The following is a 24851-nucleotide window of genomic DNA, read 5'->3' on the forward strand; positions in this document are numbered from 1 at the left end:
GTATAAACAACTTCATAGATTGAATTGAAATAGCTCATGAGAGAAAGATTGATCCACTCCAATTTATTAATGATTTATTAAAGACACCTTCGGGGCCGATTTTGATATTCAAGGAACAGCGTATTTAAAAAAAAACAGTAAATTGCATCTTTGATGCAATTATGGCGAGGAATAAAAATACGACTTTAGCTGAAATGCTCCTGTCGGAAGGTGGCTTAAAGGTTACTCCAACAAGAAAGGCTATCCTCGAAATTATCCTGAGGAATGGATATTCCATGACTAATAAGGAAATAAACTGTTCATTGAAAAATAAAATGAGCCGGTCTATTATTTACCGGACTTTGCAGCTGTTTGTAGAGCGGAGGGTACTTTGTATTTCCCCTTTGTGTGGCAGAAGTCTGCAATATTGTATCGCTTTGCATAATAGTAGTATCCTGCATTTTCAGTGCGAAAAATGCAGGACTATTACCGTTTCCGATGCTGGTGTGCTGATTCCCAATACCATACAGGATGGGAATATTGTAAGACAGGTATTTTACAGGGTGAAGGGCCTTTGTCAGAACTGTTGCTAGTAGAGTGCGTGAGACAGCAATTGTTCAAATCCTTTCATTTTAAGATTTTTCCCGATAAATACTATTTTACTTCTTCTGATTTCTCCTTCCTGCCATTGATTACCGGGGGCCATGGCCAGGTACTCTGCTACTGACTGTAAGATATATTTTTCATTTTCGCCAAACCCGTAAACAATTCCTTTTACACGATAAATATCTTTGGCCTGTACTGCCATGAATACCATCATTGTATGCTGTAGTTTAGGAATGTCAAAAGGCTTGTCAAAAGTCAACGTAAGTGAGGATAAACTATGGTGATGTTTTTCTGTTTTGGTTTCCTGCCCGTTATAATGTTCATTTTGTTTCCTGATATAATCCATCATTTCCTTGTGAGGAAAATGATCTTTTGTTCCGGATAATATGATTGCAAATGGATTTATTTCTTTTAGTAAGTTATGTATACCTGCCAGTTCTTCGTCAGACACCAGGTCTGTTTTTGAAATAAGCAGGATATCACTGAAGCTGATTTGTTTCCGGGCTTCTTCGGTAGTAGCCAGTTCGTATGAAATATTTCTTGCGTCTACCAGGCAGATCACCCGTTGCAACTGGTAGTAACGTGTTACGATGGGATCAATTAGAAATGGTAGGGCTACAGAAGAGGGATCGGCTATTCCTGTGGTCTCAATGATCAGTTCTTCAAAAGCGGAGGCTTTATTGGAAAGATCAATTAAGAGAGCCACAAGATCTTCATTAAGATTGCAGCATAGGCAGCCGCTGCTCATCTCGAAGATATTATCTGATATCTCCATCACAAGTTCTCCATCTATGGATTCCTTTCCGAATTCGTTTTCAATGATAGCGTATTTACCTCTTTTCTCAGCTATGAGCAATTCGTTTAGAAAGGTGGTCTTTCCTGCACCTAAAAATCCTGTGATAATTGTGACCGGTTTAGGCTGTATTTGTTTCATAAATTAATTTACCTCCTCTGATAATTCTAAAACGTAATAAAATTCATTGATGTCAGTGGCATTCAATCTTAGCTTGCCTCTAAATTTTTTGTAGTCATCTATGTCATAACCGGTATTCCTTTTTTTAAGTTTTACGGTAATGATAGATGCGGGGCTGCCACCGCCACAGAAGTAACAGCTGGCATATGGGTTGGCGGATAGTGCAAGTGATGCCCCGGTTTTATCTACTGGTATGACAAAGCCTGTGATTTCCACCAGTTTCCCATCCAGATTTTTTACATTCTGGGGGAATTTTGGAAAGAGCATATACCCTTTTATGTCATTCAGATATTTCTCTTCATATTTAATATTCAGCAGGGTGAACCAGCTTGCCTTTAGTGGCTTTTCCTGCTCTGCAACTGGATGGATGGTAAGCAGTATTGTTAGCAACATTTTATTCATGGGCAAGGGTTTTTGAAATGTTCAGTTGAAATGCTTTTACTGTTGGTAATGCAGCCGCTACAATTCCCAGCAGGATAGTTGCCAGCAGCAGGTACCATTCTTCAGGTAATACCGTCGTTGTAAATACATTAATATGGTACTTTGGCCCGGCATATTTATTTAACATCCATAAGCCGGAACGGCTTAACATAATACCTGTGACAAATCCGATAATAACCATGATTAGTCCCTCACACAATAGGAACCAGCTAATAAGCCAACGACTGCTACCCATAGCCCGGGCAAGGGCTAGTTCGTACTTACGCTCTTTCAGCCTGGAATAAAGGGCAATGAAAACACTGATACCTGATAGCAATACAATCGCAAGTGCGATGATTTGTAATGTTTTAATACCAATGCCCATAAGGGTAAACAAGCGTTTTATTTCCAGCTGTGGAATAGCTGCCTGCATGGGCGTTGTTTCATTTACCATGCGTGGCAGTGAAATCATGGCAAGCGGACTTCTGTATTTTATCAATAAAGCTGTAATCTGTTTTTCGACATGGTTGTGATCGTCATCATGGTGTTCATGAATTTTCCAGACGGAAGCAATATTTGTCAGGATCAGGTTGTCTACCACACTATTATTTTCTGCCATGATCCCGGTTACTTTATATTTAAATTCAGCATGAGCATGACCTGTATTCCCTAGTCCATGCATCCCCACAAAAGAATCTCCGGTTTTTAGCCCTGTATGTGTTGCCACCTGACTGCCAATGACAGCTTCCATGGTAGTAGTAAAGATTTGACCTTCCCTAAACCGGCAGTTGTATTTCTTCAGGTAATTGCTGTCTGTACCTACTATTCTGAACGATTGATAGGAATCACCATATGCCAATGGGATGGCCTGTTTAATGAGGGGAAGGTTTGATAGTTTATCCGCATCTTCCAGAGAAATATTGCCAACCGGAGCATCTACCTGGTAGACAGCAGATAGCACTAATTGCAAAGGGCTACCTTTGGCTCCTACCACCATGTCAATATCCTGCAGGTCATTATCCATTTTTGTTTCCAGCTGATGCTGGGTAACCAGCAACATAGAGATGATACCAGTGCCACACGTGAGCAGTAATAAACTAAGCAGAGTAGATAGCGGATGCTGGATAAGGTTTCTGAAAATGATTTTTGCAGTCATCTGGCAAGATATACCTGGTTTGAAAAATGGTGTTTCAATCTTGCATCGTGAGAGACTACGATAAGCGTAGCCTGGCTAATCATGGCCTGTTCCTGTAATAATTGCACGACGCGGGTGGCATTGTCATCATCAAGGCTGCTGGTAGGTTCATCGGCCAGTAATAGTTGCGGGTTGTTGATCAATGCTCTGGCAATTGATACCCGTTGCTGTTCTCCATTACTTAATTCTGAAGGCCGTTTGTGCAGAAGGTGCTCTATCTGTAGCCTTTCTGCCAGTAAAACTGCTCTGCCGGTATCTGCGGTAGCCCGTGTAAAAAACCTGGGTAACAGGATATTGTCTATTACATTCAAGGCACTCATAAAGTGAGAAGACTGGTAAACAATGCCAATATGCCGGCCTCTGAATTTGTCCAGTTTTTTATCGCGTAATAGGGTAGTATCCGTACCATCAATTATTAGCTGACCGCCTGCAGGTCTTAGCAGACAGCCGAGTAAATGGAGGAGTGTCGTCTTGCCTGTTCCCGATTTACCTGTTATAAGAACGGGAGAATCCTTATTGCAGGTGATATCAGGGTAATTGAATACCGTTTCTGTGTTATATGCGAATTGCAGGTGAAGTGCCCGGAGCATTTTTGTATATTATTTTAAATTTTACCGATCCCGGTGTAAACAACATTTTCTTTAGAACAGAGGGAGGTCTGCATCCACAGGCTGTACGCAGGTTTAATATGATGTAAATGAATATTATGATGAGCAGCCATTTTCTTATTTGTGCCGGCATTGTTTGACATTCTTAAGATGGGCAATGATTATTAGAAGGCTGCCAGCCAGCTTGCATAATATGTCAGTGTATTGGGAGGGAACAAGATTTCCTGCAATCATAAGAATAAGCCCCGTTACAAATAATATTATTAATACCGTATTATGATGTTTTTTATAACCGTTAAATAGTGCCCACGATCCGGCACTCATAGAAATCAGGATCGTAGTGGTTTCGATATATATATTGTCAAGGAACTCGATACCAAACAATGTTAGTGTAGTAAACAAAACAGGTAGTAACACGCAATGTATGGCACATGCAAAAGACGCAGCAATGCCGATGGCATCCAATCTGCTCCTGTAATCAGTATTCATAAACATTTTCCATTTTTTAATTGTTCTTTATACCGGTAGCCTGCAGCATCAGGTAGTGCAGATCTGTATTTTTAATAAATGGTTTAATTAGGTCTCGCCCGGGGCCATAAATAGCCAGTTCTACATAGTCGGCAGAATGATCCATTGCGCCCCAGCCTATAGACGTATAGCCTGATTGTATGGCTGCGAGTTGCCTGAAAGGAAGTTTGCGGGGGTTGTACAGTCCAGCCTCGTCCAATTGTTCATAATGTACCAATATTGATGCTGCCTCATCTTTAGTAATAGCGATTCCTTGTGCGGCCTCAATCCTTTCAATTAGTTGGGCAGGTGTAAAGGATTTGTTTACACCATTTAATATCCATTCATTTGTGTAACGGTAATGTTGCAATTTGTCAAACTGCTGATTGGCATTGTCACCATAGAATAAGCCTGGATTAGAATTGCCATGATCGGTAGTGATGATGACCATGGTATTTCCATCCTTAGATGCAAAATCGATGGCAACCTTAATGGCATTGTCAAATGCTATCTGATCATAGATAAGTGCACCGGCATCGTTGGCATGTGCAGCCCAGTCTACTTTTCCTCCCTCTATTTGCAGGACAAATCCTTGTTTGTTTTTGTTAAGTAACTCAATTGCGGTTTTGGACATTTCTGCAAGAGTGGGTATGTTTTGCTGTAAAGTGATATCCTGTATATGATCCAGTGCATATGGTAAACCGTTTTCATTGAATATACCCAATGCAGGTGTCTTATTAAGTTGCAGCATCTGATCACGGTTTTTCACTACTGTATACCCCGTAGCTTCATAACGGGCTAAGAGACCAGGTGGGAAATATTCACGTCCGCCACCCATCATGACATCAAATTTCAATGGAAGGTATTGTTCAGCTATCTCATGCATGTCACCCCGGCTTGCATTAGTAACGCTAAAACCTGCGGGAGTAGCATGTGTAATTGGAACGGTAGTTACACAACCAACAGCTTTACCGGCAGCTTTAAATTTTTGTAAAATGGGGGTATGATGGGTACCATCTTCACTCACATTCAGTTTTCCATTTTTAACTCTGACACCTCCTCCCCAGGCAGAACTGGCGGCTGCAGAATCTGTAATGAGTGAGCTGAGGGAGGCGGTATCCATTAATGCCCTTGATACTTTTTCTTCTTCATATAGGCTCAACCAATGGCTTTGCCTGCCTTCTTTACGTTGCAAAAGCAGACTGGCCAAATTCAGAGTACCTATACTCATACCATCGCTCACCATAAAGATGATATTCCTGGCAGTTTTAGGAGGGTAATTTTTCGCCTGCAACTTATGTATAGGGAAAAAGCTACTACCGAGCAGTGTGATGGAAGTATTTCTAAAAAAGTCTCTTCTTCTCATGACAGTATTATTTGTGTGCAACAATGTTGCAAAAGTACTGTTTAGTTTGTTTATTCGCAACTAAGTTGCAATAAAATAATTGAATGCCCGCAAAAGAATGGATTTAATATGGAATACAACTATTACTCCTGTTTTTTGAAACAATTAAACTGCTGATATGAAATTCCTTATGCCAGGGAGACATATCATGATTGATGGAAAAATAATCTACCTTAGTGGGCAACAGTTATCGAATTTGTTGAACGGCAAGTCATCAGATTATTTAGGCCACATACAGACAATCAATAAACCTGGAGCAGAATTACATGTAGCGGGTATTGCAGGCCAGATAAATATTATTACAAAGAAGAACAGCGTGCAGGGAAAATTGATAGTGCTTCGTCGCAATTAATCGCCCAGAATGCCATCTTTTCTTATAAGAATCGCTGGGATCTGTTGTTAATAAGTCCCATTCAGTTCATTAGGGGATGGAGGATGGAACCTTCCACAAAGATTAGTTATACGTCTTACCCGATAAGTGGATTCCTGGCAAGTCAATTATCATCAGTCCTTATTTTACATTAGTATTTCTATTTACCTGGACAAATTATTGCCAAGTTAACTTTCCAATAAACATCTCCTGAGTTATACGATATTTAAAGAACTTGTTCCCAATTTTCACTGGATGGAGGTTTTAAGAAATCACTTCTGCAGGGAAAACTGGATTTGAAAGTTTCATTTTCGGATTTGTTTCACACAAACCGGACGTTCAGGAAGTCATTGAGTAAGTTGGTCGAAAATGAACGTCGAAATGCATCAGATTCAAGGTGGATAGCTTTTACTTTTCAATACCAGATGGGCGGTAAGCTGAGTGCAGGAAAGGTACGCTCGTCAGAGGAACTGAGGCGCTTTTAAGATGTTATAAAAAAGCCCGGCAGGACTGCCAGGCTTTATTGCGTATATTATATCTGATTGATGCGATCAACTACCTTGTTTATGCTAGACGATCTTTAGCGTATTTTTCATCAGTTGATCTTTTCCTCTATTACGTGATCGGGCATTAAAGGCTGTAAAACACCCCAATATTACCTTGTATACCAGCTATTGCTTCGTTGTATTTATCAATTTTCCTTCCCGCATTTACATTTCTGTTTTCATTGACTACCTTGAAGTTTGGTTTAGCATAGTTGTAGTTAGCTCCAATCAACACACCAAAATGTTGGGTGATTGCATACTTCAGATTGAAACCTCCTTCCAGTCCCAATACACTGGCTGTAGACTTTTTTTGAATGAGTTGATTGCCTATGCCGTCTTCCAGGTAAACTTCATTTCCCGGAAGGGTGGCATGGGTTAATCCAGCCAGTGCGTGGATATCCAGACTTAATTTACCAAAGGAGAAATTATAATATGGGCCGATGAGAAAATTTAAATTCTGGTTTTGTCCTTTAATGTATACAGTTGAGCTATCTATATCAAAATCTTCTTTATAACCTTCTGCCATTCCCTGCGAATTGTTAAATCCATAATGTGTGTAAAAGAAATGACCGCCAATTCCCCAGTTAGAGTTTTTGAAAAAACAGGCACCGGTAATACCTAAATTGAAACCTGTTTTTGCAAAACCAGATTGACTATTGTAGTAATCACCTTTAGCATAATTGCCACCTACGGTAGATAAACCGCCTGTAACGGCAATAAAGCTTTTACCCCCGGTTTTAGTGGGTTTTTTATCCTGTGCATCTGACAAAATGGATATGCTTAAAAGGCTCAATATTGAAAAGCCGTAAATTATTTTCTTCATAGTTTACAAGTAAATTTTGAAATCATTGAATATTAATAGTGAAGTTTACATCTGCATCAGTTGAACCAGGTTGGCATGTACCATCTTTTACATTTGGTTGATGTCTTAATTGTACATTTAGTTCTCCTGTTCCAGCAGCGCCGGTAGTAAACAGGTCAGTGAGACCTACCTCTAATGCCGGGGTGTTTGTATCCTTATCTGTACGTGCTACAGTAAGGTTAAGACTGGGAGAAGAAGTAAAGCATATCAGGTGGTAATTCTCCCTTTCTTTGATTTCTTCAGTTACGTCTCCGATAGGAGTAGTCGTACGGTCCTGAAATAATACCTCAACATTATATTTATTGTCGGCTTTTAGGTTCAGTACCGGTGTATTGATACTGTCAGGAGGATTTGAAATAAGCGTAGTGTCTGTCCAATAAGCATATTGAACGTCTGTTGCATCATTCGCATTTGTTACTTTTAAACCAACAGTAGTCAGAAACTCATTTCCCGGAACAGGTGGTGCTACGGCTGTCTCATCTTTTTTACAGGAATTCATAAGGGTTGCAAATGCTACCATCAATGATGCAGTGATCAGGATTTTTTTCATACTTATTGAATTTGGATTTAATTAAAATGTAAGTTTGGTTCGCAGTATAAAACTGATACCTAAATCGTCGGCGTAATACCTGAACCTGTTCAGGTAATCCCGGTAAGCTACGTTGGTAAGATTGTCTACAGAGAAGCTGATGTCCAGCAAATTTTTGTGAAGTGGCAGTTGAGTGCTCATAGAATAATTGAGCAGTCCATACGCGGCTGGTGGTGCTGCATAATCACTATTTGGTGGCACCCTTGTCTGTCTGGCGGTATAAACATATTGTAGGTTAATAAAATTCTGTTTGAATTTGCTGCGGTTGGGTATTTGATATTTTAAGGTGTTATCGAATTTGTCAGCAGGCATGAAAATGAGGTAGTCATGAATAGTTTTATTATACCCTCGTACAATAGCAGTTTTCGAAATAATGGCCAGCGGCGCTAATAGCTGGTAATTTATTTCTGCATCCAAACCTCTTAGTCTGACATTCGCTTGTGTGTACTGAAAGACCGGATAAGTGCCGCTTACAAGGGTAATACCTGTGAGAGAAGGTTTGGCATAGATGTAGTTATTAATTTCATTGTCATACAGGTTGAGTTGAACAAGCAATTTTTGGCCAGTGTATTTAAAACTTATACTGTTATTGATAGAACGCTCCGACTGCAAGGTAGAATCACCAATCTCGTATGATGCGGCACTTAAATGAATCCCTTTAATGTATAATTCACTTACACTCGGAGCTCTCCAGGCGCTGCCTGTATTTGCACTGACAGAAAGATCAGGGGTAATCTGGAAGGTAGCTCCGGCGCTCCCGGTTAAGTTATTATATGTATGAGTTTGTGTATAGACAGTAAGGGAGTTGTCATTGCGTCTATATACTCTCAGCCAGCGGTAATCGTATCTTAGGCCGCCTTCAAATGTCCACTTGTCTCTGTTGTATTTTTCAATTCCAAATATACCGCTTCCATAGTTCCTGAAGTTAGGAATTAGGTAACGGATGCCTTTAAATACATTGCCCTGTGTGATTCCATTTATACCATAGGAACCGGAAAAATGTTTTTTCTCTGGGGTATGATAAATCAGGTCAACCGTGTGGGTCTTGATTTTGAAGCTCACCTGTGGCGCGTTTAATACTGCCGGATCATCGCTGTAAGGAAGGTCAACGTCATATTCATTCCTGAGGTCGGACTGACGGGCAAAAGTTAATTCTGCACGACTATTGTTTTTAAACCTGTAGTAGCTATTTAGTTTTAATAGGTCATGTGTTACCTGTTGATAGCTTCGGTTTATTTTATATGAAAAATAGGAGGGGGTAATTGGTTTTGGGCGGGCAAATGCGGCGTAAAGATCATCTAGGTTGCCGACATGAGAGCCGTCAAAGATGCCCATTTTGCTTTGATAGCTGCTATAATAAGCAAACATGCCAAAATTGACCTTGTGATACCCGATGGTCGCTGAATAATCATGTTCATCAATTCCTGAATTACCAAGGTAATATGTTGCAGTTTTAAAATTACCAGCCCTTTTCAAAGTACCCTGAACACGCCACTGAATCCCTTCCCATTTATTGTACCCTGCACCATTCAGTAACCCCGAGATGGCCCCCATTCGGCCATTAGATGCGCCCACCAGGTTTGCTTCGCCTTTCAACCTATCATTAACTAGCGCAGGGGGATCCAGTAAAATCACACCAGCAATGGCATCCGAACCATACCTCAGACTAGCTGCGCCTTCGATAATAGTCATGTTGCCGGCGATGAACGGATCTATTTCCGGAGCATGCTCACTGCCCCATTGCTGTCCTTCCTGTCTGACACCATTATTGAGAATGAGTACCCTGTTGCTATGTAGCCCATGAATAACAGGTTTGGAAATACCCGGCCCTGTTTGAATACTGTTTAATCCGGGAATATTTTTCAGACTTTCCCCCAGCGTTTTACCAGCGGATTGAAAAAGTTGCTTTTTGTCTAGCTCAATCAGATTGAGCGTCGTTAAGTCATGAATTTTATTGGCATTGATTACCACTTCTTTAAGATCACCCTCCATGTGGTGATAGGTAAAATTGAGAGTGGTGTTATTGTTTATATAAATAGTCCTCTGTAGAAAAATAACTGAGTCAGCAGCACAGGTAATGGTATATGTACCTTTACATACTGAATCGATATCATAGTACCCGTTTTTATTTGTAATAGAAGATTGTCCATTACTGAGTGTAATACTTGCATGAACAACGGGTTTTTGGTTGTTGTTCAGAATATTTCCAATAATATGAAAATTGCATACTTGTCCTGATGTGCGGCTGGTGAACATTAAAAACAGAATCTTGATTACCAGCCATGTCTTTTGTTTCATGAGACACCTCTAATTATTGTTGGTTTTGCAATAATGTTGCAAATATAGTTTAAGATTGAATGTGCAACAGGGTTGCATTATGGGTGGTTTATTACCGGGTTGACCGGTAAATGGTATTATATCTGTGCAGATAGTTTTGTACTAATGATTCTTCCCACGTTATAGATACCATAATGGCTGTTAGGAGATTAGCTGTAGTATTCAAAGATCATTATACAAGTGATAGGAGCACCTTATTAAAGAATGTTTAGGATAGTACTACAGCGAATGCTTATAACAGGAGATACCTTTATCCCGACGCGTTTGGTTTTAATGCCAGTATGGAAAAAGGATTTAAGAGGTACAAAAAGCAGCTGTTTACCATCGGATATCAGTATCATCATATCCAGGAAGAACTGATGACAAATACACAGTCCAATAACAGTCTGATGGGGAGCATAAACTGCAGGCAGATTATTCTCATCCTCTTAAGAACTGGTAGATGGAGTCGGGCATTAAATGAATAGGCCGGATTAGCCATGCAACCTATGATACGACAGACAATGCCGGGTTTGGGTATAGCCAGCACATCTAGGCTGCTTATCATTAATGGCAGCTCCATTCTAAATTAATGAATGTAAAAGCCGTCGTAAGACTGAAATATGCAGTGTTGCAGCAAGGCCATTATTGCAATTTGATTGTCAAAAAATTTATAGTATATAACCGGTGGTTGTTATCAGTAGAAATAGCTACGAATGAGGAGGTTCCTGTCTTAATTTGCATCCGTTTTATCATGTTGTACTTACAATTCGCGAATACAGAATTCATTGGGATTAAGACGAACTGTCAGTTACTGGCGGTGATGGGCCTAACATGTAAAACTTGGACAAATTGATGCAGGCGATTTTACATAATATGATTCGAGCAATTTTGCCACCAGTGATTGGTGTGGGCTTGAAAATGCTAAGAAAAAATGACACGAAATGCTGTCATCTTTTCCTGTTGAATGACAAATTGTAATGAATGAGGATAAATTTTTTCTGGCTGGTACGGCCTTTGATGTCGTCTTTGATATAAGCTCTTTATACTATTGTTTAACAATTAAAAAGAAGGTTTTATGACACTCGTTAAAAGATCCAATGGAAGTTTATTACCATTCTTTGATGATTTCTTTAGCCGGGAACTTTTTAACTGGAGCAACAGTAATTTTTCTTCTACCAGTATGACAGTTCCAGCAGTGAACATTCGGGAAAATGATCACAGTTTTGAAGTTGAAGTGGCTGCTCCCGGTATGGAAAAAAAGGATTTCAAAATTACGCTGGAGGGTAATACCCTTACCATTTCAGCTTCCAGGGAAAATCAATATTCCCATGAGAATGATCCTTATACTCACAGGGAGTTTAGCTACCAGATGTTTCAACGCAGCTTTGAACTACCTAAAGATGTGGTGGATCAAAATCACATTGAGGCAAAGTATGAAAACGGGCTCCTAAAACTCGTTGTTCCTAAAACGGAATCGGCCAGGAAAAAAACGCCTCGTTTAATAGAAATTCAATAACCGGTTATTGTTTTATCCTATGTTGGCACCTGCTTAAAAAGCGGGTGCCAACGATTTTCGTGACAATTATGAAAGCATCCTATATCATAGAGGTAAGTATCAAAACCATTCGGGGTTATACCGCATTCTGCCATTACCAATTAGGGAGTATTCCCAACGATGCAGAAAGAATCTTTGCATGTATGAAAGGAGCTCCGGTCAATGCTAATGGAGATGCCCCTTTCCAGATAAATTTAATATGGCAAAGCAGCATAAAAACGGTTACACTTGCCACGCAGTTCTGCACATTGGCCGAATTGAAGGAGAATAGCCACTATATTTCACGCGAAGTATTTAAATTATTAAACCTCGAATAAATACTTATTGCACCTAAGAAGGCTTAAACAGCCATATCTCATTACCTATATTTGACCTCAATATTTTTTAAATAGGCTATAGTTTCCAAAATTGTCCATCCTTATATGTTATACCATCCTGGTTATTACTGAATGTCGGAAAAGTATAAAACAAAACTAGTTTTGTACAATACTGGTTATTAAAGAAAATCTCAAATTTGATACAGCGTGAATTTATAGTGATTGTTACGAAGTACTAAAGCTTAATATTTCTTTATAATCCAGGAATTCTTATCACCTGTATTAAATGAATTTTCTGTTATGAAAAAAACACTGATGTGTGGATTGTCATCCACTACATGGCCTGCCTTTTTGTTTCTATTCCTTACCTTCCTGAATTTTGTGGAATTCGGACAAAATTTGTATTCAATTATCGGTAAAGTTTTAACTTCTGAAAATCGCCCTGTGCCAGGGGAAACTATTAAAGAAAAGGGTACAAAGGAGGAGGTATGGAATTTTGTGGAGACTGAGCTGAAAGCGGCGTATCCGGTGCTATCTGCGCCCCGGCCTACTGAAAATGGACGTATGACAGCAGGGGCGGCCCTGGCAATTTTAGGTAGGTTGCAGATGGCGGAGAAGAAATGGAGTGAAGCTGACATTAGACCGGAAACTGCAAAAGAAAGTCATGTCAGTAATATAAATCCTCAAAATTTACCTAGTTTTATTTCAAAGAGTCATGACACAATTTAAAAGATATTGTCTTGCATTGGATCTGAAAGACGATCCGCAAATGATGAGTGAATATGAGGACTGGCATAAGCCGTCAAATTCCTGGCGTGAAATTACCGATAGTATAATGGATGCAGGTGTCGTCAGTATGCAGATTTATCGGGTGTTTAATCGCTTATTCATGATTATGGAAGTAGATCATACTTTTAGTTTTGAGCGTAAAAAAGAAATGGATCATGCAAATGAAAAAGTGCGGAAATGGGAAGAAATAATGGATAAGTATCAGCAGTTATTACCGGGAACTACTCCCGGAACAAAGTGGGTGTTGATGGAAAAAATTTATGATCTAAATAATATCAGCCAATGAATAGAAGAAATTTAATCAAACAAATTGGCATAGCAGGCGCTGCTATGCTGTTGCCCGGAAGGTTACAGGCTTTTTCTGAAAGTAGAGAAGGGATGATAAAAGGTCCTTTTCAGCCTACATGGTCCTCGCTGGAAAAGTTCCGCACGCCTGAGTGGTTTCGCGATGCAAAGTTTGGTATATGGGCACATTGGGGACCGCAATGCCAGGCTGAGAGTGGAGATTGGTATGCACGTCATATGTACATAGAAGGACACAGGCAGTATAATATTCATTTGAAAAAATACGGACATCCTTCCAAATTTGGTTTCAAGGATGTAATCAACGAATGGAAAGCCGAAAGCTGGAATCCCGATGCGCTTGTTGCGCTTTATAAAAAGGCCGGAGCTAAATATTTTATTGCACTCGCCAACCATCACGATAACCTGGACCTATACGACAGTAAGTATCAGCCGGTCTGGAACAGTCTGAAGGTTGGACCTAAAAAGGACCTGGTTGGCGGATGGGTAAAAGCAGCAAAAAACCAGGGATTACATTTTGGGGTAAGCGTACACGCTGCGCATACCTGGAGCTGGATGGAAACTGCACAAAGGGCAGATAAACAAGGGGCATATGCCGGTATCCCTTATGACGGGAAGCTCAGTAAAAAGGAAGGGAAAGGCACCTGGTGGGAAGGATTGGATCCGCAGGACCTCTATGCCCAGAATCATCCTTTGAGTGAAAATAGTTACGACAATGGCATGATTCATCGCCAGTGGGGCTGGGGGAATGGGGTTTGCCCTCCCTCACCGGCATATTGTGAAAAATTTTATAACCGGACTGTGGATCTTATTGACAAGTATGATCCTGATCTGATTTATTTTGATGATACAGCACTGCCGCTATGGCCGGCGAGCGATGCTGGATTACGTATAGCAGCTCATTATTACAACCGGAGTCTGAAAACGCGGAAGTCACTTGAAGTGGTTATAAACGGGAAAATCCTGGATGAACAGCAGCGCAAATGTATGGTTTGGGATATTGAACGGGGGCAAAGTAATAGTATAGAACCCTTACCGTGGCAAACAGACACATGTATAGGGGATTGGCATTACGACAGGGAGATCTTCGAAAGGAAGGGCTATAAAAGCTCCAAAATGGTTATTCAGATGTTGGTTGACATAGTCAGTAAAAACGGGAACCTGTTATTGAATATTCCGGTAAGGGGAAATGGTACCATCGATGAAGAGGAACGGAAGATCGTGGAGGAAATAGGAGAGTGGATGTCAGCAAATGGTGAAAGTATTTATGGCACCAGACCCTGGAAAGTATTTGGCGAAGGACCGGCATTAGAAAATGCGGCACCGTTAAGTGCACAGGGTTTTAATGAAGGGAAGGGGCGCCCCTATACTGATAAGGATATAAGGTTTGTATCTAAGGGTGATACCCTGTATGCAACGGTGATGGAATGGCCGGATAATGGCCGGATAATGATTAAAACGCTTGCTACAGGCAGTACCCACTACCCCGGTACCATTAGCAGAATCTCATTACCCGGAAATAGTTCGTCTTTAAAATTCAACCGCAGTTCGAACGGATTAGAAGTAGAATTACCTGAACGATCAGGTTTACTGTCTTATGCCCTGCCGCTGAAAATAAACTAATACGTTTAAGTGGAAGTACATCCTGCTAAGCTTTTCGAAAGCTGGCAGGATTTTTTATTATATGTTATAAGCATGGCTATCTCTGTAAACCCCGGGTGTTTGTCCTGTCGTGCATTTAAAAACCCGGGCAAAATAGCTTAAGCTTTCAAATCCTGTTTGTTCAGCGATTTCCGCAAATGAAAAATTGGATGTTAGAATTAAGAACTGTGCACGTTCTATACGTTTTTGCTGAATAAACTGAAGCGGACGCTGGCCGGTATGCTGATAAAAAGATCTGGAAAAGTGATCTGTGCTTAGGTTAGCCCGGGCAGCCAGTTCTTCTACAGAAATATTTCCGGATAAATTAGTTTGTATATGATTGATTGCTTCCATAATTCTGGAAGGAATCGGTTTTTTGTTTTCATTGGCAAAATCCTTACAGTTTAGAAACCTGGATAATAAGATTTGTATTAATCCCTGCGTTTCCAGGATAGTCGATATGTTCAACCGGGAGTTGGCTTCCTGGAAACCTTTCAGTATATTACTTTTTTCATAGACTTTAGGGTTGTCAGATTTACGGAGATCTCTGCCCGGATTTATAGCAATGAGCCTTTTGAATAGTTCTATATCAGCAACAGTTGCTTCAGTTTGTAATAGTTTTCTACTTGCTGCAAAAAGGGAACTTCCATCCGACGATTCCTCTATAAAATGAATGTAATATTGGCTGAGGTTGGAAAGGCATGTCTGGTTGAACATAGTAAAGCTCGGTATGAGATATAGGTTCCCCTTTTCTAGTGTAATTTGTTTTTCAGGATTTGAAAGATGTCCAATACCATCATCTATGAGATATAAACGGTAAAACGGACTGATCACATTGAGATAGTTCCAACTCTCATTCAATTGTACATAGTCTGTATTCAGTAATGAGAATGTAAATCGGTTCCTCATAACGGTGGCAATTTGTAGGTTGGTTTGAAATGGGAAACTACATAAAATTTCTTTAATTACATTTATTAAACAGGCCGGAATTTTATATACAAATGTCGTTTTTGTATAACAGAAATTTGCCTGAATGTATTCATATTTGAATGGGATGTAAACCAGACATTTAAAATCAACCGTACATGCTTCAACTGTCAGAAGTCATAATGGGGACCAGTGGCCTTGGAAATTTATACCAGGAATTGTCCCAACCAACAAAGACTGCAATTGTAAAGGAATTTATCACACATTCAGCAGCTCCACCTGCATTTGATTCTGCCGGGAAATATGGCGCCGGGCTTGCACTTGAATGCCTTGGTCAGGCACTTCATGAATTAGCGGTTTCTCCGGATGATGTCATTATCAGCAACAAACTGGGATGGTTAAGAGTTCCATTGGAACATGCTGAACCTACCTTTGAACCAGGTGTATGGAAAAATCTTCAATATGATGCCATACAACGGATAGGGTATGAAGGTATAATGGAGTGTTATGAACAGGGTAACCAACTGTTGGGAAATTACAAAGCCAATTTTGTTTCCGTTCATGATCCAGATGAGTATGTGGCTAAGGCTATCGACAAATCACATGAAGAAAATCTTTATAACGATATTTTATTAGCCTATAAAGCATTGAATGATTTGAAAAAGATTGGCCAGGTAAGGGCGATAGGTGTTGGCGCAAAGGATTGGCGGTTTATAAAGCGCTTATCAGGTGATGTGCAATTGGATTGGGTGATGTTTGCAAACAGTTATACGATATATGATCATCCTGTTGAACTGGCCCTTTTAATGCATGATCTTCAAAGCCGTGGGATATTTGTAATTAATTCTGCTGTGTTTAATGGAGGATTTTTGACAGGAGGAGATTATTACAATTATAAACCCGTAGATAAGGAGGATGAGTACGGACAGGCATTGCTCACCTGGCGTGCACGCTTTTTTGCTGTTTGTTCAAAGTACGATCTAAGTCCTGCGACAGCTTGTATCCGTTTTGGTTTGTCTGCTCCGGGAGTGAAGAGTATAGCATTGAATACTAGCAGGCCAGAGCAGGTTGCAAAGAATTTGATGATGACGAAAGCGGAAATTCCTCAGGCGTTCTGGAAGGAGATTCTATTGTTATAATTTAAATTTGGCTTAACTTGATATTTTCAGATTCTGATAATTTCTTAAGTTTTCTATATTCATGTTCAGTCTTTCTTTTTCAATGAAGTGATCCGCATCTGATGCCATCGTCCTTTCTCTGTTTTTTGCACGGCCATAAACAATAACATGTGCGCCATGTGCTTTGGCAATTTGTAATCCAAATAAAGCGCCGCCGCCGGTGGCAGGAATTAATACGGTGTCGCCAGCACGTACACGCGCCCGTTCCGCCAGTGCAAACCAGGCTTTAAGGCCGGCACAGGGGATGGTACTGGCTTCAGCTGCTGTTAAGGTAACAGGCGCATGTACCAACCATTCTTCAGACATCACCACATATTGCGCCAATACACCTGGATAAAAACCGCCGGGTGTGCGATAGGGCGTGCGGGCATTGCCTGGTCGCAGACCATCTGTCCAGTCAGGCGTATTTCTCAAGGTTAGCAGGTTTCGCCCGATACCATCCATTTGCCATGCGCTCATTATTTTTGGTGCTTTGTTCATCAGGATAATAATTCGTGATATTAAATGAATAAATATTGAAAATGACACTGTATTGAAATAATTTCGGATGCTGATTCATAATTTTGAATTTGGCTGGATTCCTTTACAGAAGTAGGCTATGCAGATAGAATTCTTTATCCGGTTTTGTTTACATAATATCACCTTTAAAGTAATTATCCATTAACCTGAGATATCTGACAGTTTGGGATAAATAATCATTTTTGGTTGTTTCATTTTCCGCACTGGCCGCCCTGAGGCTGTTCACCTTTGCCCTTACGTTTGCACGGTAACCTTTATAATATCTAAATAGTTTTAGTTCTTTAGAAGATTTAACAGCGGGAAAGAATTCGTTATAATTACTGACAAACAGCTCAGAGAGATCCTGTCTTCCAGCTGCATCCAGGTCCATACATAGAAATGCATTTTCATTTAGTATATCTATCTGCCTGAAACTATCATTAAATTCTATGCAATCAAAAGGCTGTGGATCTGGCAACAAAAAAATGTTTTTTGTATGGAGGTCACCATGGCAGTCCCGGAAACAACCATTCTTAATTCTTTCTGTCAGATAGGAGGCATTTTCCCTGATAAAGAAATCAGAAAAGTGTATAGCTTTATCAATAATAAGGGAATCGGGCTTCCCAAGGTTTTCACTTAAGAATTCTTTTTCATTTTTAAGATCATTAAATTGTTCCTGCAATTCAAAGGGATCTATCCCATATACTTTAGTAGTATTTTTATGAAAATATGCTATTTTCTCTGCCAGTTTGTGAATTTGCTCCGAAGTAACTTTATTTTTAGATAGTAATATATCCATTTGAAGATCTCCATCCAGCTTCATCATTTTTACAGCATAATCAATTATTTCTCCTTCATCCCCGCCCAAATTATAATAGCCGGATTTGACGCGGATGGGTTGTACATCAAGATATATATTTTCGGTGAGTCGATTATTGAGCGTGATTTCCTGCTCACAATAATATTTTCTTTTTTCACATGTCGAGAAATCAAGGAAGGAAAAGCGAACGGGTTTCTTGATTTTATAGGCATTAGTAGCTGCTAAGATCACCCATGAAATATGGGTTTCTATGAGTTTGGGCTGCTCCTGTGCATGCATACTTATATCAGCTAGTAATTTATTGATCTGCTCCCTGGTCATGGTTTGATCTTATATATTTTAATGCTGAATCGAGCATTTCACCTATATTATTGTTTGTCGAAACGAGGGTCAGGTGAGGTACATGTATGGGTTCATATTGCGCTTTTAATTGTTGATACACATGAAAGTTAGCCTCACTGTCGGCTCTTTTTTGCCCCAATCTCTCTTTTATAAGCGATTCTGCTGCAGTTACTTCAATAAGGCGGATCTGGCTCTCCGGACCGGCTTCCAGGATGAACTTTTCCCGGAGGCTATCCCTGTAAAATGTAGCATCCAGTACTATGTCTCTTTCTGCCTGGATGGCTGCCACCATTCTGTTACACATTTCGTCATATACGCTTTCTTTCTCCTTGACGGAGTAAGTGCGGTTAGGTATCATCTTTTTCCTGATACGATCGCTACTGGCATAGGCAGCCTGCAGTTCATCAGCCAAACGTACTGCCAGGTAGCTTTTTCCTGATCCAGGCAATCCTGTGACGATGATTACCATACTGAATAATTTTTGTAGTCCGATTGAAAGGTAATTTAAATATCATTTCCATTTTTATTTCAGGAAAATAAATGCAATAAGTAAAATGACAATGCAGGAATAAAATAGACATTCTCCTGTTTTAGTGTCTAAAGTAATATCAATTTATATAGGTGGAAATGATGCTTACTATAGTTTTTTCACTCATTGCTCATACCGGTTGTTTTTCGGGTGATGAATGTCATTATTCAGCATGATCTTTCTTAATATTTGGGAGCCACACATATTTTAACTTTAATATGAAAGTTGGATATTCTTTAACCCTAAAAACAACGAATAGTGAGAAGTGATTATATATTGCAACAAAATATCCTGGATGAATTTTTGTGGGAACCATCCCTGGAAGCTGCTGAAATAGGGGTGTCTGTTAAAAATGGAATTGTAACCTTAAGCGGTACAGTGGATAGTTTCAGTAAAAAGAACTCAGCAGAACGTGCGGTTAAAAGAATTAAGGATGTTAAGGCCGTAGCAATGGCTATAGAAGTAGTTTATCCCAGCAGTAGCAGGAAAACAGACGCTGAGATTGCAAAGGCTGCTGTAGATGCATTGGCATGGAACAGCCTGGTTCCAAAAGATCAGGTCCGCATTGAAGTAGAAAATGGATATATCACCCTGGAAGGGGAAGTAGAATGGCAATATCAGCGGAATGCTGCAAAAGATGTTGTTAAAGACCTGCAGGGAGTGAAAGGGATTGCTAATTTGATTGTTGTAAAACCAATATCGTCTTTTTTCCTGGTAAAGAACAATATTTTAAAAGCATTGCACCGGATGGCCAATATTGACGCCCACAATATTCAGGTTTTAACCCTGGATAATACGATCATCCTCAATGGAACAGTGCGCTCCTGGCGGGAGCTGGAACAGGTAGAACATGTAGTTTGGTCTACTCCTGGAGTTTCAGCTGTTATCAATGATCTAGAAGTAGAGTATTATGATACCGCTGCGATCAGATAATGTCTATTGTTTTTCGGCTGTTACCCTTTTTGCCGCTCCTTCCGAAACTACAAATTTGCATGCTGACTTTCCGGAAATGACGGGTTGTTAATTTACATACCTAAACTATTTTAATCATGAAAAAGGTATTGGCGATTTTTGATGGCGGACAATATTCTAATGGTGTGATGGAGCTGTCTCAGCATATTAATGACAACCAGCCCATCCTGTTGGTAGGAAGCTTTCTTCCCGGAATTGATTTTACAGGTATGTCTGAAATGTATGGTTTCGGTGCACTAGATATTCCTGTTCATATACGGGTAGACGAAGAAACAGTGGACGAGAATATTGAGCGCTTCAAAAACTATTGTATACATCATCATATCGAGTACAGGGTACACAAAGACTTATCTTTGGATGCATATCCCATATTTAAGAAGGAGAGTAGATTTGCTGATCTTCTCTTAATTGGGTCGCAGGAGTTTTTGGGACAATTGGCATTGAACATACCTGCAGAAAATTTGCGCGATGCCCTTCATGATGCGGAATGCCCTGTAATAGTGGTGCCCGAATATAAAAAAGAGCCTGAAAATATAGTACTGGCTTATGATGGTACTGCGTCATCTGTATTTGCCATAAAAATGTTCTGTTATCTATTTCCGGAGTTATGTAATAAAACTACGATTCTTTTGCATATAAATAGTAATGGGACTATGCCGTCTTCCTCTGCTATTCAGTTATTACTGAGTGCGCATTATCCCAACTTCCAGGAGCTTGTAATGGAAACGATGCAGCTTTTTGAAGACTACATAATGAAGGTCCCTTCTCCAATACTCATAACCGGTGGATTTGGCCGTTCCGGTATATCTTCTGCATTCAGGTCCAGCTTTGCCAATAAGGCAATGTCATTATTCAGGTTCCCTATATTTATCGCCCATTTGTGAGCCTTTGCTTAATGCGGGCAGAATCTTCTGCTTTCTTTCAGCGGTTAATGACGATAATAAAACCTATAAATGTCATTTCATAATTGAATTTATTTTTCTAATTTACTTTTATATAGACATATTCATTAGGTGTTTTTTACAGCGCTGGTCAATAGTATTGATCAGTTGGTGTTTGCTTATGATGGCATGGCCGATTCTATGTATGCCATTAAGCAGTTTACCTATCTGTTTCCGGAACTGCGGGATACAAGAATTGTGGTTGTTAGTATTAATCCTGCTAAAATTGAGACAGAAGAGCGATCTAAGTTTCGTGAATGGCTTCATAGCGTATTTTTTGGTTGGTGGCGATTCAAGGGCTACATTGACGGAGGCATTGCTTCAAAGACAGAAAGCATTTTTCATTATTGGCGCTTATGATAGAAACAGGTTGTCATCTTTTTTTAGCTCAAGTCATGCTACGAATTTTCTGAAACTAACAAGTCAGCCGGTATTTATAGCTCATTCCTGACACTGGGTTGTCTGTTGCCAATATTTAAACAATCATATGATCAGGAGTGGGTAACTGATAATTGTGCTGCGCAATAGCATCTTTAAATTTGGAGGGGAGGAGTGTAGCGGGTAAAAAAGGAATCAGGCTGATTGCAATGATTAAATTCATAAATGGGCCAGCAAAAATTATATTGCCTTAAAATATTTAGTTGTCCCAGGATATTTATTCCTGCGTTGTAATTAAATTAATGTTTATTATTCCAGAAAACAATCAAACCTAACAACAAACGTAGTCCCTTTTCCTTCCTCACTTTCAAAAGAAATAGTTCCTTTAAGCAATTTTACATAACTGGCTATAATACTCAGCCCTAATCCAGTTCCCTGAATATTACCAGAATTAGATGCCCTGAAAAAGCGGTCAAATATATTTGCCTGGGATGCTAAAGGAATACCAATGCCCTGATCCACCACCTTAATTTCAAATTCGGTGTCCGTACATTGGCTATACATATAAATATTCTTTTGCTTAGGTGAAAATTTAACTGCGTTTGACAACAGATTGGTGATTATATGCCTTAAGAGTACTGTATCTGTATATATAGTAAGTCCTCCTGTATGCGTGTAAATAATCTGCTGTTCGGGACTGGTAAGTGGGCTGATCTCTTCACAGATGTTAGTGAGGTAATCTTCAATTGCTACTTCTTTAATGGTGGGTGTGATCTTTCCTTCTTCGATTTTTTCAATAGATAGGAAGTTGTTCAGAATACCGGTTAATAAACTGACTGCGTTTTTTATTTTATTGATATGTTTTTCCTGTTGATCAAAATTACCTCTCTGTCCATATTGCGATATAAGATAAGACGACGAAAGAATTGCACTGAGAGGAATACGGAATTCATTCGAGGCCATCGAGACAAACTTTGTCTTTAGCTCATTTAGCTGTATTTCCCGCGAGAGATTCACTTCCATAATCAGATCTTTTGCTTTTGCTTCAAGTAATTCGGCTTCAGCTTTTTTGCGCAGGGTGATATCGTTTACAAAGGCTGTTATATATTTTTTCCCATGCTGCTGATATGGACTGAGGCTTACTTCAACCGAAAATATTTCCCCGCTTTTTTTTATTGCCTCAAACTCTGAGCCATGTCCCATCTGCCTGTTATCGGGTTTTTTCATGTAATGGCTCCTCCTGGCAGTATGGCTGGCATGATACCTTTGCGGTATGAGTACTTCGATTTTCTGGTTTTCCAGTTGGTGGTTTTCATACCCGAACATTTTCAATAAAAATGGATTGGCCTTTATAATATATCCATCTTCATCTGTTACCATGATCCCAACAGATGCATGATTGAATAGCGCATTCAAATCTAATTCCGGAGCAGAACTAAATACATTCATAAATGTGTGGTGTTTTTTTTATGCAGGCTTGTCTTGAAGGAAAATAGATTATAGGTGATACGACTGATTTATTATCAATTGAAATACAATCTATTATATGTATTAAAGATGAGGGATTCGCGCAAATCCTCTCGTCATCGCTAAAATAGAATTTTTTTTGATTTTCATCCGAATGGATGAAATATTATCATCCCTTCCCATGACCAATATCAATGTTATTTGCAAAGAATCAGCTTAACTTATGACAATAACCATAGGTATATGATAGGAAAATTGTCAGATCAGCAAATGCACACCATCCTGCAGCAGAACATGATGGGGCGTATAGGTTGCAGCAGCAATTCAAGGGTTTTGGTGGTTCCTGTATGTTATGCTTACAATGGGAAGGCCATCATAGCCCATTCTGCAGAGGGGATGAAGATTAATATGATGCGTAATAATCCGGAGGTTTGTTTTGAGGTAGATGTGATAAACAGTATAACCAATTGGCAGAGCGTTATTATTTGGGGGCAGTACCAGGAAATCCTCGATGAAAAAGAAAGGTTTTATTCAATCAAGTACCTTATGAGCAGGTTATTACAATTTACCGAAGCCGAAAAGGTACATCATAGTACGGCAATCGTCGGAGAGGAAGAAAACGGTCATTTTAATGCTAATATCCGGCCAGTGGTTTATCGCATCTCAATTGAAGAAATGACTGGCAGATTTGAGCAGGGAGATTGATGGGATCTTAAGTTCACTATTATGAGAGGTAATTTGTTTTCACTCGCATTCCTGGTTTCCAATGCCGGGGCAATATTAATTTTATTGATTAGTATCTGGTATAAAAGAGCCGGTAGGATCATTATTGCGTTATTATTCCTGATCGCCGCGCTGGTGAACGCATGGCAGGCCACATTTAAACCAGATGTCTACAATGTTTATGAATTAATAGCTGCCCTGCCAGTATATGAATATTTAATAGCAGAGGTATTGTTAATACATATCACTTTATATATAATATTGTTAATGATCATCCAACTGTTTATAGGTATAGGTATTTTGTATAACAGGAAAACGGCTTTGGTCGCTGGAATAGTTTATTTGTTAGCCCTGGCTCCCCTGGGAGCAGGATCATCATTTCCCTGTACAGTTATTCTGGCCATTGCTGTAATCCTACTTTTAAAGAGGGAAAAGCAAATTTGAAGATCCTGCCAATAAAATTTTTATATACGGTTGATTTTTAGTAAATTAAGGTGTCTTTCGATTTATATGCACCATATTTACCGTTGTAACTCCGTTCCCCTATGGCTACAATACTCGTTATTGAAGATAACCAGGCTATACGAGAAAATATCATTGAGATACTTGAAATGGCAAATTATAAAGTTATAGAAGCCGGCGATGGAAAAAAAGGATTAACGCTTGCAGAAACGCAACATCCGGATCTCATCGTGTGCGACCTGGCATTGCCTATCCTGGATGGCTATGTAGTCTTACAAATGTTAAACAGAAGCGATACACCCTGTAAGGTGCCTTTTATTTTTCTGACAGCAAGGGCTGAAAGATCAGAAATACGTAAAGGTATGGACATGGGAGCTGATGATTACATCACCAAGCCGTTTACCCCGTCAGAGTTGTTAAGTGCCATTGAATGCCAGCTAAAAAAATCGGCCCACACCAGGCATCATGTAGTAGCAATGCCACCAGTCATTTCCAATACAATGGAAGAAGAACCCTTTAAAGCCCTCATCAAAGACCGTAATATCAAAACGTTTAAAAATAAACAAATTATTTACCAGGAAGGAAACCACCCTTCCTATCTTTATTTTATTTTGAAGTTGTTTAAACTTTT

Annotated in this window: 29 protein-coding genes; 15 read left to right on the forward strand and 14 right to left on the reverse strand. The window is 39.6% G+C overall.

Annotated features, from left to right (window positions below; translation table 11 throughout):
* Nucleotides 1-161 precede the first annotated feature (161 nt).
* On the forward strand, nt 162-572 hold the full coding sequence (locus BW716_RS31310; RefSeq protein WP_083729996.1) for a transcriptional repressor: 411 nt from the start codon (nt 162-164) through the stop codon (nt 570-572).
* Here the strand turns inward: BW716_RS31310 and BW716_RS31315 are convergent.
* From BW716_RS31315 to BW716_RS31340, 6 genes are all read right to left on the reverse strand, one after another.
* A complete protein-coding gene (locus tag BW716_RS31315; protein ID WP_083729997.1) occupies nt 569-1519 on the reverse strand; it encodes a GTP-binding protein in 951 nt (316 codons plus the stop codon). The genes BW716_RS31310 and BW716_RS31315 overlap by 4 nt on opposite strands.
* A gap of 3 nt (nt 1520-1522) precedes the next feature.
* Nucleotides 1523-1960 (reverse strand): hypothetical protein, encoded by a 438-nt coding sequence (locus BW716_RS31320; protein ID WP_083729998.1) that lies wholly within the window; start codon nt 1958-1960, stop codon nt 1523-1525.
* Nucleotides 1953-3134 (reverse strand): ABC transporter permease, encoded by a 1182-nt coding sequence (locus BW716_RS31325; RefSeq protein ID WP_083729999.1) that lies wholly within the window; start codon nt 3132-3134, stop codon nt 1953-1955. Before BW716_RS31325 ends, BW716_RS31320 begins: the two co-directional genes overlap by 8 nt.
* The gene (locus BW716_RS31330; protein WP_083730000.1) at nt 3131-3763 is read right to left on the reverse strand and encodes an ATP-binding cassette domain-containing protein; all 633 of its coding nucleotides are present in this window, start codon (nt 3761-3763) and stop codon (nt 3131-3133) included. The genes BW716_RS31325 and BW716_RS31330 overlap by 4 nt, the downstream gene beginning before the upstream one ends.
* Nucleotides 3764-3898: 135 nt before the next feature.
* The gene (locus tag BW716_RS39265; RefSeq protein WP_083730001.1) at nt 3899-4276 is read right to left on the reverse strand and encodes a MerC domain-containing protein; all 378 of its coding nucleotides are present in this window, start codon (nt 4274-4276) and stop codon (nt 3899-3901) included.
* Between the two features lie 10 nt (nt 4277-4286).
* The gene (locus BW716_RS31340; RefSeq protein WP_083730002.1) at nt 4287-5654 is read right to left on the reverse strand and encodes an alkaline phosphatase; all 1368 of its coding nucleotides are present in this window, start codon (nt 5652-5654) and stop codon (nt 4287-4289) included.
* 157 nt (nt 5655-5811) lie between these two features.
* On the opposite strand from BW716_RS31340, the gene BW716_RS31345 reads away from it, so the two are divergent.
* Entirely contained in the window at nt 5812-6045 is a 234-nt protein-coding gene (locus BW716_RS31345) for a hypothetical protein (RefSeq protein WP_083730003.1), read from the forward strand.
* Nucleotides 6046-6314: 269 nt separating this feature from the next.
* Nucleotides 6315-6548, forward strand: a complete 234-nt coding sequence (locus tag BW716_RS39270; protein WP_143709143.1) for an outer membrane beta-barrel protein — start codon at nt 6315-6317, stop codon at nt 6546-6548.
* 145 nt (nt 6549-6693) lie between these two features.
* On the opposite strand, the gene BW716_RS31350 is transcribed toward BW716_RS39270, so the two are convergent.
* Genes BW716_RS31350 through BW716_RS31360 form a run of 3 tightly spaced genes read right to left on the reverse strand, consistent with a single transcriptional unit; the run spans nt 6694 to nt 10357 of the window.
* Complete coding sequence (locus tag BW716_RS31350) at nt 6694-7431, reverse strand: hypothetical protein (protein ID WP_143709140.1); 738 nt, start codon at nt 7429-7431, stop codon at nt 6694-6696.
* Between the two features lie 22 nt (nt 7432-7453).
* Nucleotides 7454-8020: a hypothetical protein gene (locus tag BW716_RS31355; protein ID WP_083730005.1), complete on the reverse strand. Its 567-nt coding sequence runs from the start codon at nt 8018-8020 to the stop codon at nt 7454-7456.
* A 21-nt stretch (nt 8021-8041) separates the two neighbouring features.
* Nucleotides 8042-10357, reverse strand: coding sequence for a TonB-dependent receptor (locus BW716_RS31360; RefSeq protein WP_083730006.1), 2316 nt, complete (start codon nt 10355-10357; stop codon nt 8042-8044).
* 1096 nt (nt 10358-11453) lie between these two features.
* Between BW716_RS31360 and BW716_RS31375 the strand changes: the two genes are divergently transcribed.
* From BW716_RS31375 to BW716_RS31395, 5 genes are all read left to right on the forward strand, one after another.
* Nucleotides 11454-11894: an Hsp20/alpha crystallin family protein gene (locus BW716_RS31375; protein ID WP_083730009.1), complete on the forward strand. Its 441-nt coding sequence runs from the start codon at nt 11454-11456 to the stop codon at nt 11892-11894.
* 68 nt (nt 11895-11962) lie between these two features.
* Nucleotides 11963-12250, forward strand: coding sequence for a hypothetical protein (locus tag BW716_RS31380; RefSeq protein WP_083730010.1), 288 nt, complete (start codon nt 11963-11965; stop codon nt 12248-12250).
* Between the two features lie 300 nt (nt 12251-12550).
* Nucleotides 12551-12979, forward strand: coding sequence for a hypothetical protein (locus BW716_RS31385; protein WP_083730011.1), 429 nt, complete (start codon nt 12551-12553; stop codon nt 12977-12979).
* Complete coding sequence (locus BW716_RS31390; protein WP_083730012.1) at nt 12966-13325, forward strand: L-rhamnose mutarotase; 360 nt, start codon at nt 12966-12968, stop codon at nt 13323-13325. Before BW716_RS31385 ends, BW716_RS31390 begins: the two co-directional genes overlap by 14 nt.
* Nucleotides 13322-14965, forward strand: a complete 1644-nt coding sequence (locus BW716_RS31395; RefSeq protein ID WP_083730013.1) for an alpha-L-fucosidase — start codon at nt 13322-13324, stop codon at nt 14963-14965. The genes BW716_RS31390 and BW716_RS31395 overlap by 4 nt, the downstream gene beginning before the upstream one ends.
* Before the next feature lie 57 nt (nt 14966-15022).
* Here the strand turns inward: BW716_RS31395 and BW716_RS31400 are convergent, their stop codons facing one another.
* Nucleotides 15023-15892, reverse strand: a complete 870-nt coding sequence (locus BW716_RS31400) for a helix-turn-helix domain-containing protein (RefSeq protein WP_083730014.1) — start codon at nt 15890-15892, stop codon at nt 15023-15025.
* A 176-nt stretch (nt 15893-16068) separates the two neighbouring features.
* Between BW716_RS31400 and BW716_RS31405 the strand changes: the two genes are divergently transcribed.
* Nucleotides 16069-17049, forward strand: a complete 981-nt coding sequence (locus tag BW716_RS31405) for an aldo/keto reductase (protein ID WP_083730015.1) — start codon at nt 16069-16071, stop codon at nt 17047-17049.
* A gap of 12 nt (nt 17050-17061) precedes the next feature.
* Here BW716_RS31405 and BW716_RS31410 read toward each other — a convergent pair whose 3' ends face one another.
* The 3 genes from BW716_RS31410 to BW716_RS31420 all read right to left on the reverse strand — a co-directional run bounded on the left by BW716_RS31410 (nt 17062) and on the right by BW716_RS31420 (nt 19217).
* Nucleotides 17062-17568, reverse strand: a complete 507-nt coding sequence (locus tag BW716_RS31410) for a hypothetical protein (RefSeq protein WP_083730016.1) — start codon at nt 17566-17568, stop codon at nt 17062-17064.
* A gap of 148 nt (nt 17569-17716) precedes the next feature.
* The gene (locus BW716_RS31415; RefSeq protein ID WP_083730017.1) at nt 17717-18727 is read right to left on the reverse strand and encodes a hypothetical protein; all 1011 of its coding nucleotides are present in this window, start codon (nt 18725-18727) and stop codon (nt 17717-17719) included.
* Nucleotides 18705-19217: an ATP-binding protein gene (locus BW716_RS31420; protein WP_083730018.1), complete on the reverse strand. Its 513-nt coding sequence runs from the start codon at nt 19215-19217 to the stop codon at nt 18705-18707. The genes BW716_RS31415 and BW716_RS31420 overlap by 23 nt, the downstream gene beginning before the upstream one ends.
* A gap of 318 nt (nt 19218-19535) precedes the next feature.
* Between BW716_RS31420 and BW716_RS31425 the strand changes: the two genes are divergently transcribed.
* From BW716_RS31425 to BW716_RS31435, 3 genes are all read left to right on the forward strand, one after another.
* The gene (locus tag BW716_RS31425) at nt 19536-20210 is read left to right on the forward strand and encodes a BON domain-containing protein (RefSeq protein WP_083730019.1); all 675 of its coding nucleotides are present in this window, start codon (nt 19536-19538) and stop codon (nt 20208-20210) included.
* Nucleotides 20211-20326: 116 nt separating this feature from the next.
* Nucleotides 20327-21133 (forward strand): hypothetical protein, encoded by an 807-nt coding sequence (locus BW716_RS31430; protein ID WP_083730020.1) that lies wholly within the window; start codon nt 20327-20329, stop codon nt 21131-21133.
* Between the two features lie 129 nt (nt 21134-21262).
* The gene (locus tag BW716_RS31435; protein WP_083730021.1) at nt 21263-21550 is read left to right on the forward strand and encodes a hypothetical protein; all 288 of its coding nucleotides are present in this window, start codon (nt 21263-21265) and stop codon (nt 21548-21550) included.
* 327 nt (nt 21551-21877) lie between these two features.
* Here BW716_RS31435 and BW716_RS31440 read toward each other — a convergent pair whose 3' ends face one another.
* On the reverse strand, nt 21878-23017 hold the full coding sequence (locus BW716_RS31440; protein WP_083730022.1) for a PAS domain-containing sensor histidine kinase: 1140 nt from the start codon (nt 23015-23017) through the stop codon (nt 21878-21880).
* Nucleotides 23018-23278: 261 nt separating this feature from the next.
* Between BW716_RS31440 and BW716_RS31445 the strand changes: the two genes are divergently transcribed.
* The 3 genes from BW716_RS31445 to BW716_RS31455 form a co-directional block, all read left to right on the forward strand.
* Nucleotides 23279-23740 (forward strand): pyridoxamine 5'-phosphate oxidase family protein, encoded by a 462-nt coding sequence (locus tag BW716_RS31445; RefSeq protein ID WP_143709141.1) that lies wholly within the window; start codon nt 23279-23281, stop codon nt 23738-23740.
* Nucleotides 23741-23761: 21 nt separating this feature from the next.
* Nucleotides 23762-24202 carry a hypothetical protein gene (locus tag BW716_RS31450; protein WP_083730024.1) on the forward strand — a complete coding sequence of 147 codons (441 nt, stop codon included), beginning with the start codon at nt 23762-23764 and terminating at the stop codon, nt 24200-24202.
* Between the two features lie 101 nt (nt 24203-24303).
* Nucleotides 24304-24851 (forward strand): response regulator transcription factor (locus BW716_RS31455; RefSeq protein WP_143709142.1); only part of this gene is annotated, 548 nt, incomplete at its 3' end.

The sequence above is a fragment of the [Flexibacter] sp. ATCC 35208 genome (assembly GCF_001975825.1).
Classification (GTDB): Bacteria; Bacteroidota; Bacteroidia; order Chitinophagales; family Chitinophagaceae; genus Chitinophaga.

Coding starts and splice junctions, on each gene's coding strand:
- BW716_RS31310 (WP_083729996.1), top strand. CDS start 162: ATGGCGAGGAATAAAAATACGACTTTAGCTGAAATGCTCCTGTCGGAA.
- BW716_RS31315 (WP_083729997.1), bottom strand. CDS start 1,519: ATGAAACAAATACAGCCTAAACCGGTCACAATTATCACAGGATTTTTA.
- BW716_RS31320 (WP_083729998.1), bottom strand. CDS start 1,960: ATGAATAAAATGTTGCTAACAATACTGCTTACCATCCATCCAGTTGCA.
- BW716_RS31325 (WP_083729999.1), bottom strand. CDS start 3,134: ATGACTGCAAAAATCATTTTCAGAAACCTTATCCAGCATCCGCTATCT.
- BW716_RS31330 (WP_083730000.1), bottom strand. CDS start 3,763: ATGCTCCGGGCACTTCACCTGCAATTCGCATATAACACAGAAACGGTA.
- BW716_RS39265 (WP_083730001.1), bottom strand. CDS start 4,276: ATGTTTATGAATACTGATTACAGGAGCAGATTGGATGCCATCGGCATT.
- BW716_RS31340 (WP_083730002.1), bottom strand. CDS start 5,654: ATGAGAAGAAGAGACTTTTTTAGAAATACTTCCATCACACTGCTCGGT.
- BW716_RS31345 (WP_083730003.1), top strand. CDS start 5,812: ATGAAATTCCTTATGCCAGGGAGACATATCATGATTGATGGAAAAATA.
- BW716_RS31350 (WP_143709140.1), bottom strand. CDS start 7,431: ATGAAGAAAATAATTTACGGCTTTTCAATATTGAGCCTTTTAAGCATA.
- BW716_RS31355 (WP_083730005.1), bottom strand. CDS start 8,020: ATGAAAAAAATCCTGATCACTGCATCATTGATGGTAGCATTTGCAACC.
- BW716_RS31360 (WP_083730006.1), bottom strand. CDS start 10,357: ATGAAACAAAAGACATGGCTGGTAATCAAGATTCTGTTTTTAATGTTC.
- BW716_RS31375 (WP_083730009.1), top strand. CDS start 11,454: ATGACACTCGTTAAAAGATCCAATGGAAGTTTATTACCATTCTTTGAT.
- BW716_RS31380 (WP_083730010.1), top strand. CDS start 11,963: ATGAAAGCATCCTATATCATAGAGGTAAGTATCAAAACCATTCGGGGT.
- BW716_RS31385 (WP_083730011.1), top strand. CDS start 12,551: ATGAAAAAAACACTGATGTGTGGATTGTCATCCACTACATGGCCTGCC.
- BW716_RS31390 (WP_083730012.1), top strand. CDS start 12,966: ATGACACAATTTAAAAGATATTGTCTTGCATTGGATCTGAAAGACGAT.
- BW716_RS31395 (WP_083730013.1), top strand. CDS start 13,322: ATGAATAGAAGAAATTTAATCAAACAAATTGGCATAGCAGGCGCTGCT.
- BW716_RS31400 (WP_083730014.1), bottom strand. CDS start 15,892: ATGAGGAACCGATTTACATTCTCATTACTGAATACAGACTATGTACAA.
- BW716_RS31405 (WP_083730015.1), top strand. CDS start 16,069: ATGCTTCAACTGTCAGAAGTCATAATGGGGACCAGTGGCCTTGGAAAT.
- BW716_RS31410 (WP_083730016.1), bottom strand. CDS start 17,568: ATGAACAAAGCACCAAAAATAATGAGCGCATGGCAAATGGATGGTATC.
- BW716_RS31415 (WP_083730017.1), bottom strand. CDS start 18,727: ATGACCAGGGAGCAGATCAATAAATTACTAGCTGATATAAGTATGCAT.
- BW716_RS31420 (WP_083730018.1), bottom strand. CDS start 19,217: ATGGTAATCATCGTCACAGGATTGCCTGGATCAGGAAAAAGCTACCTG.
- BW716_RS31430 (WP_083730020.1), top strand. CDS start 20,327: ATGAAAAAGGTATTGGCGATTTTTGATGGCGGACAATATTCTAATGGT.
- BW716_RS31440 (WP_083730022.1), bottom strand. CDS start 23,017: ATGAATGTATTTAGTTCTGCTCCGGAATTAGATTTGAATGCGCTATTC.
- BW716_RS31445 (WP_143709141.1), top strand. CDS start 23,279: ATGATAGGAAAATTGTCAGATCAGCAAATGCACACCATCCTGCAGCAG.
- BW716_RS31450 (WP_083730024.1), top strand. CDS start 23,762: ATGAGAGGTAATTTGTTTTCACTCGCATTCCTGGTTTCCAATGCCGGG.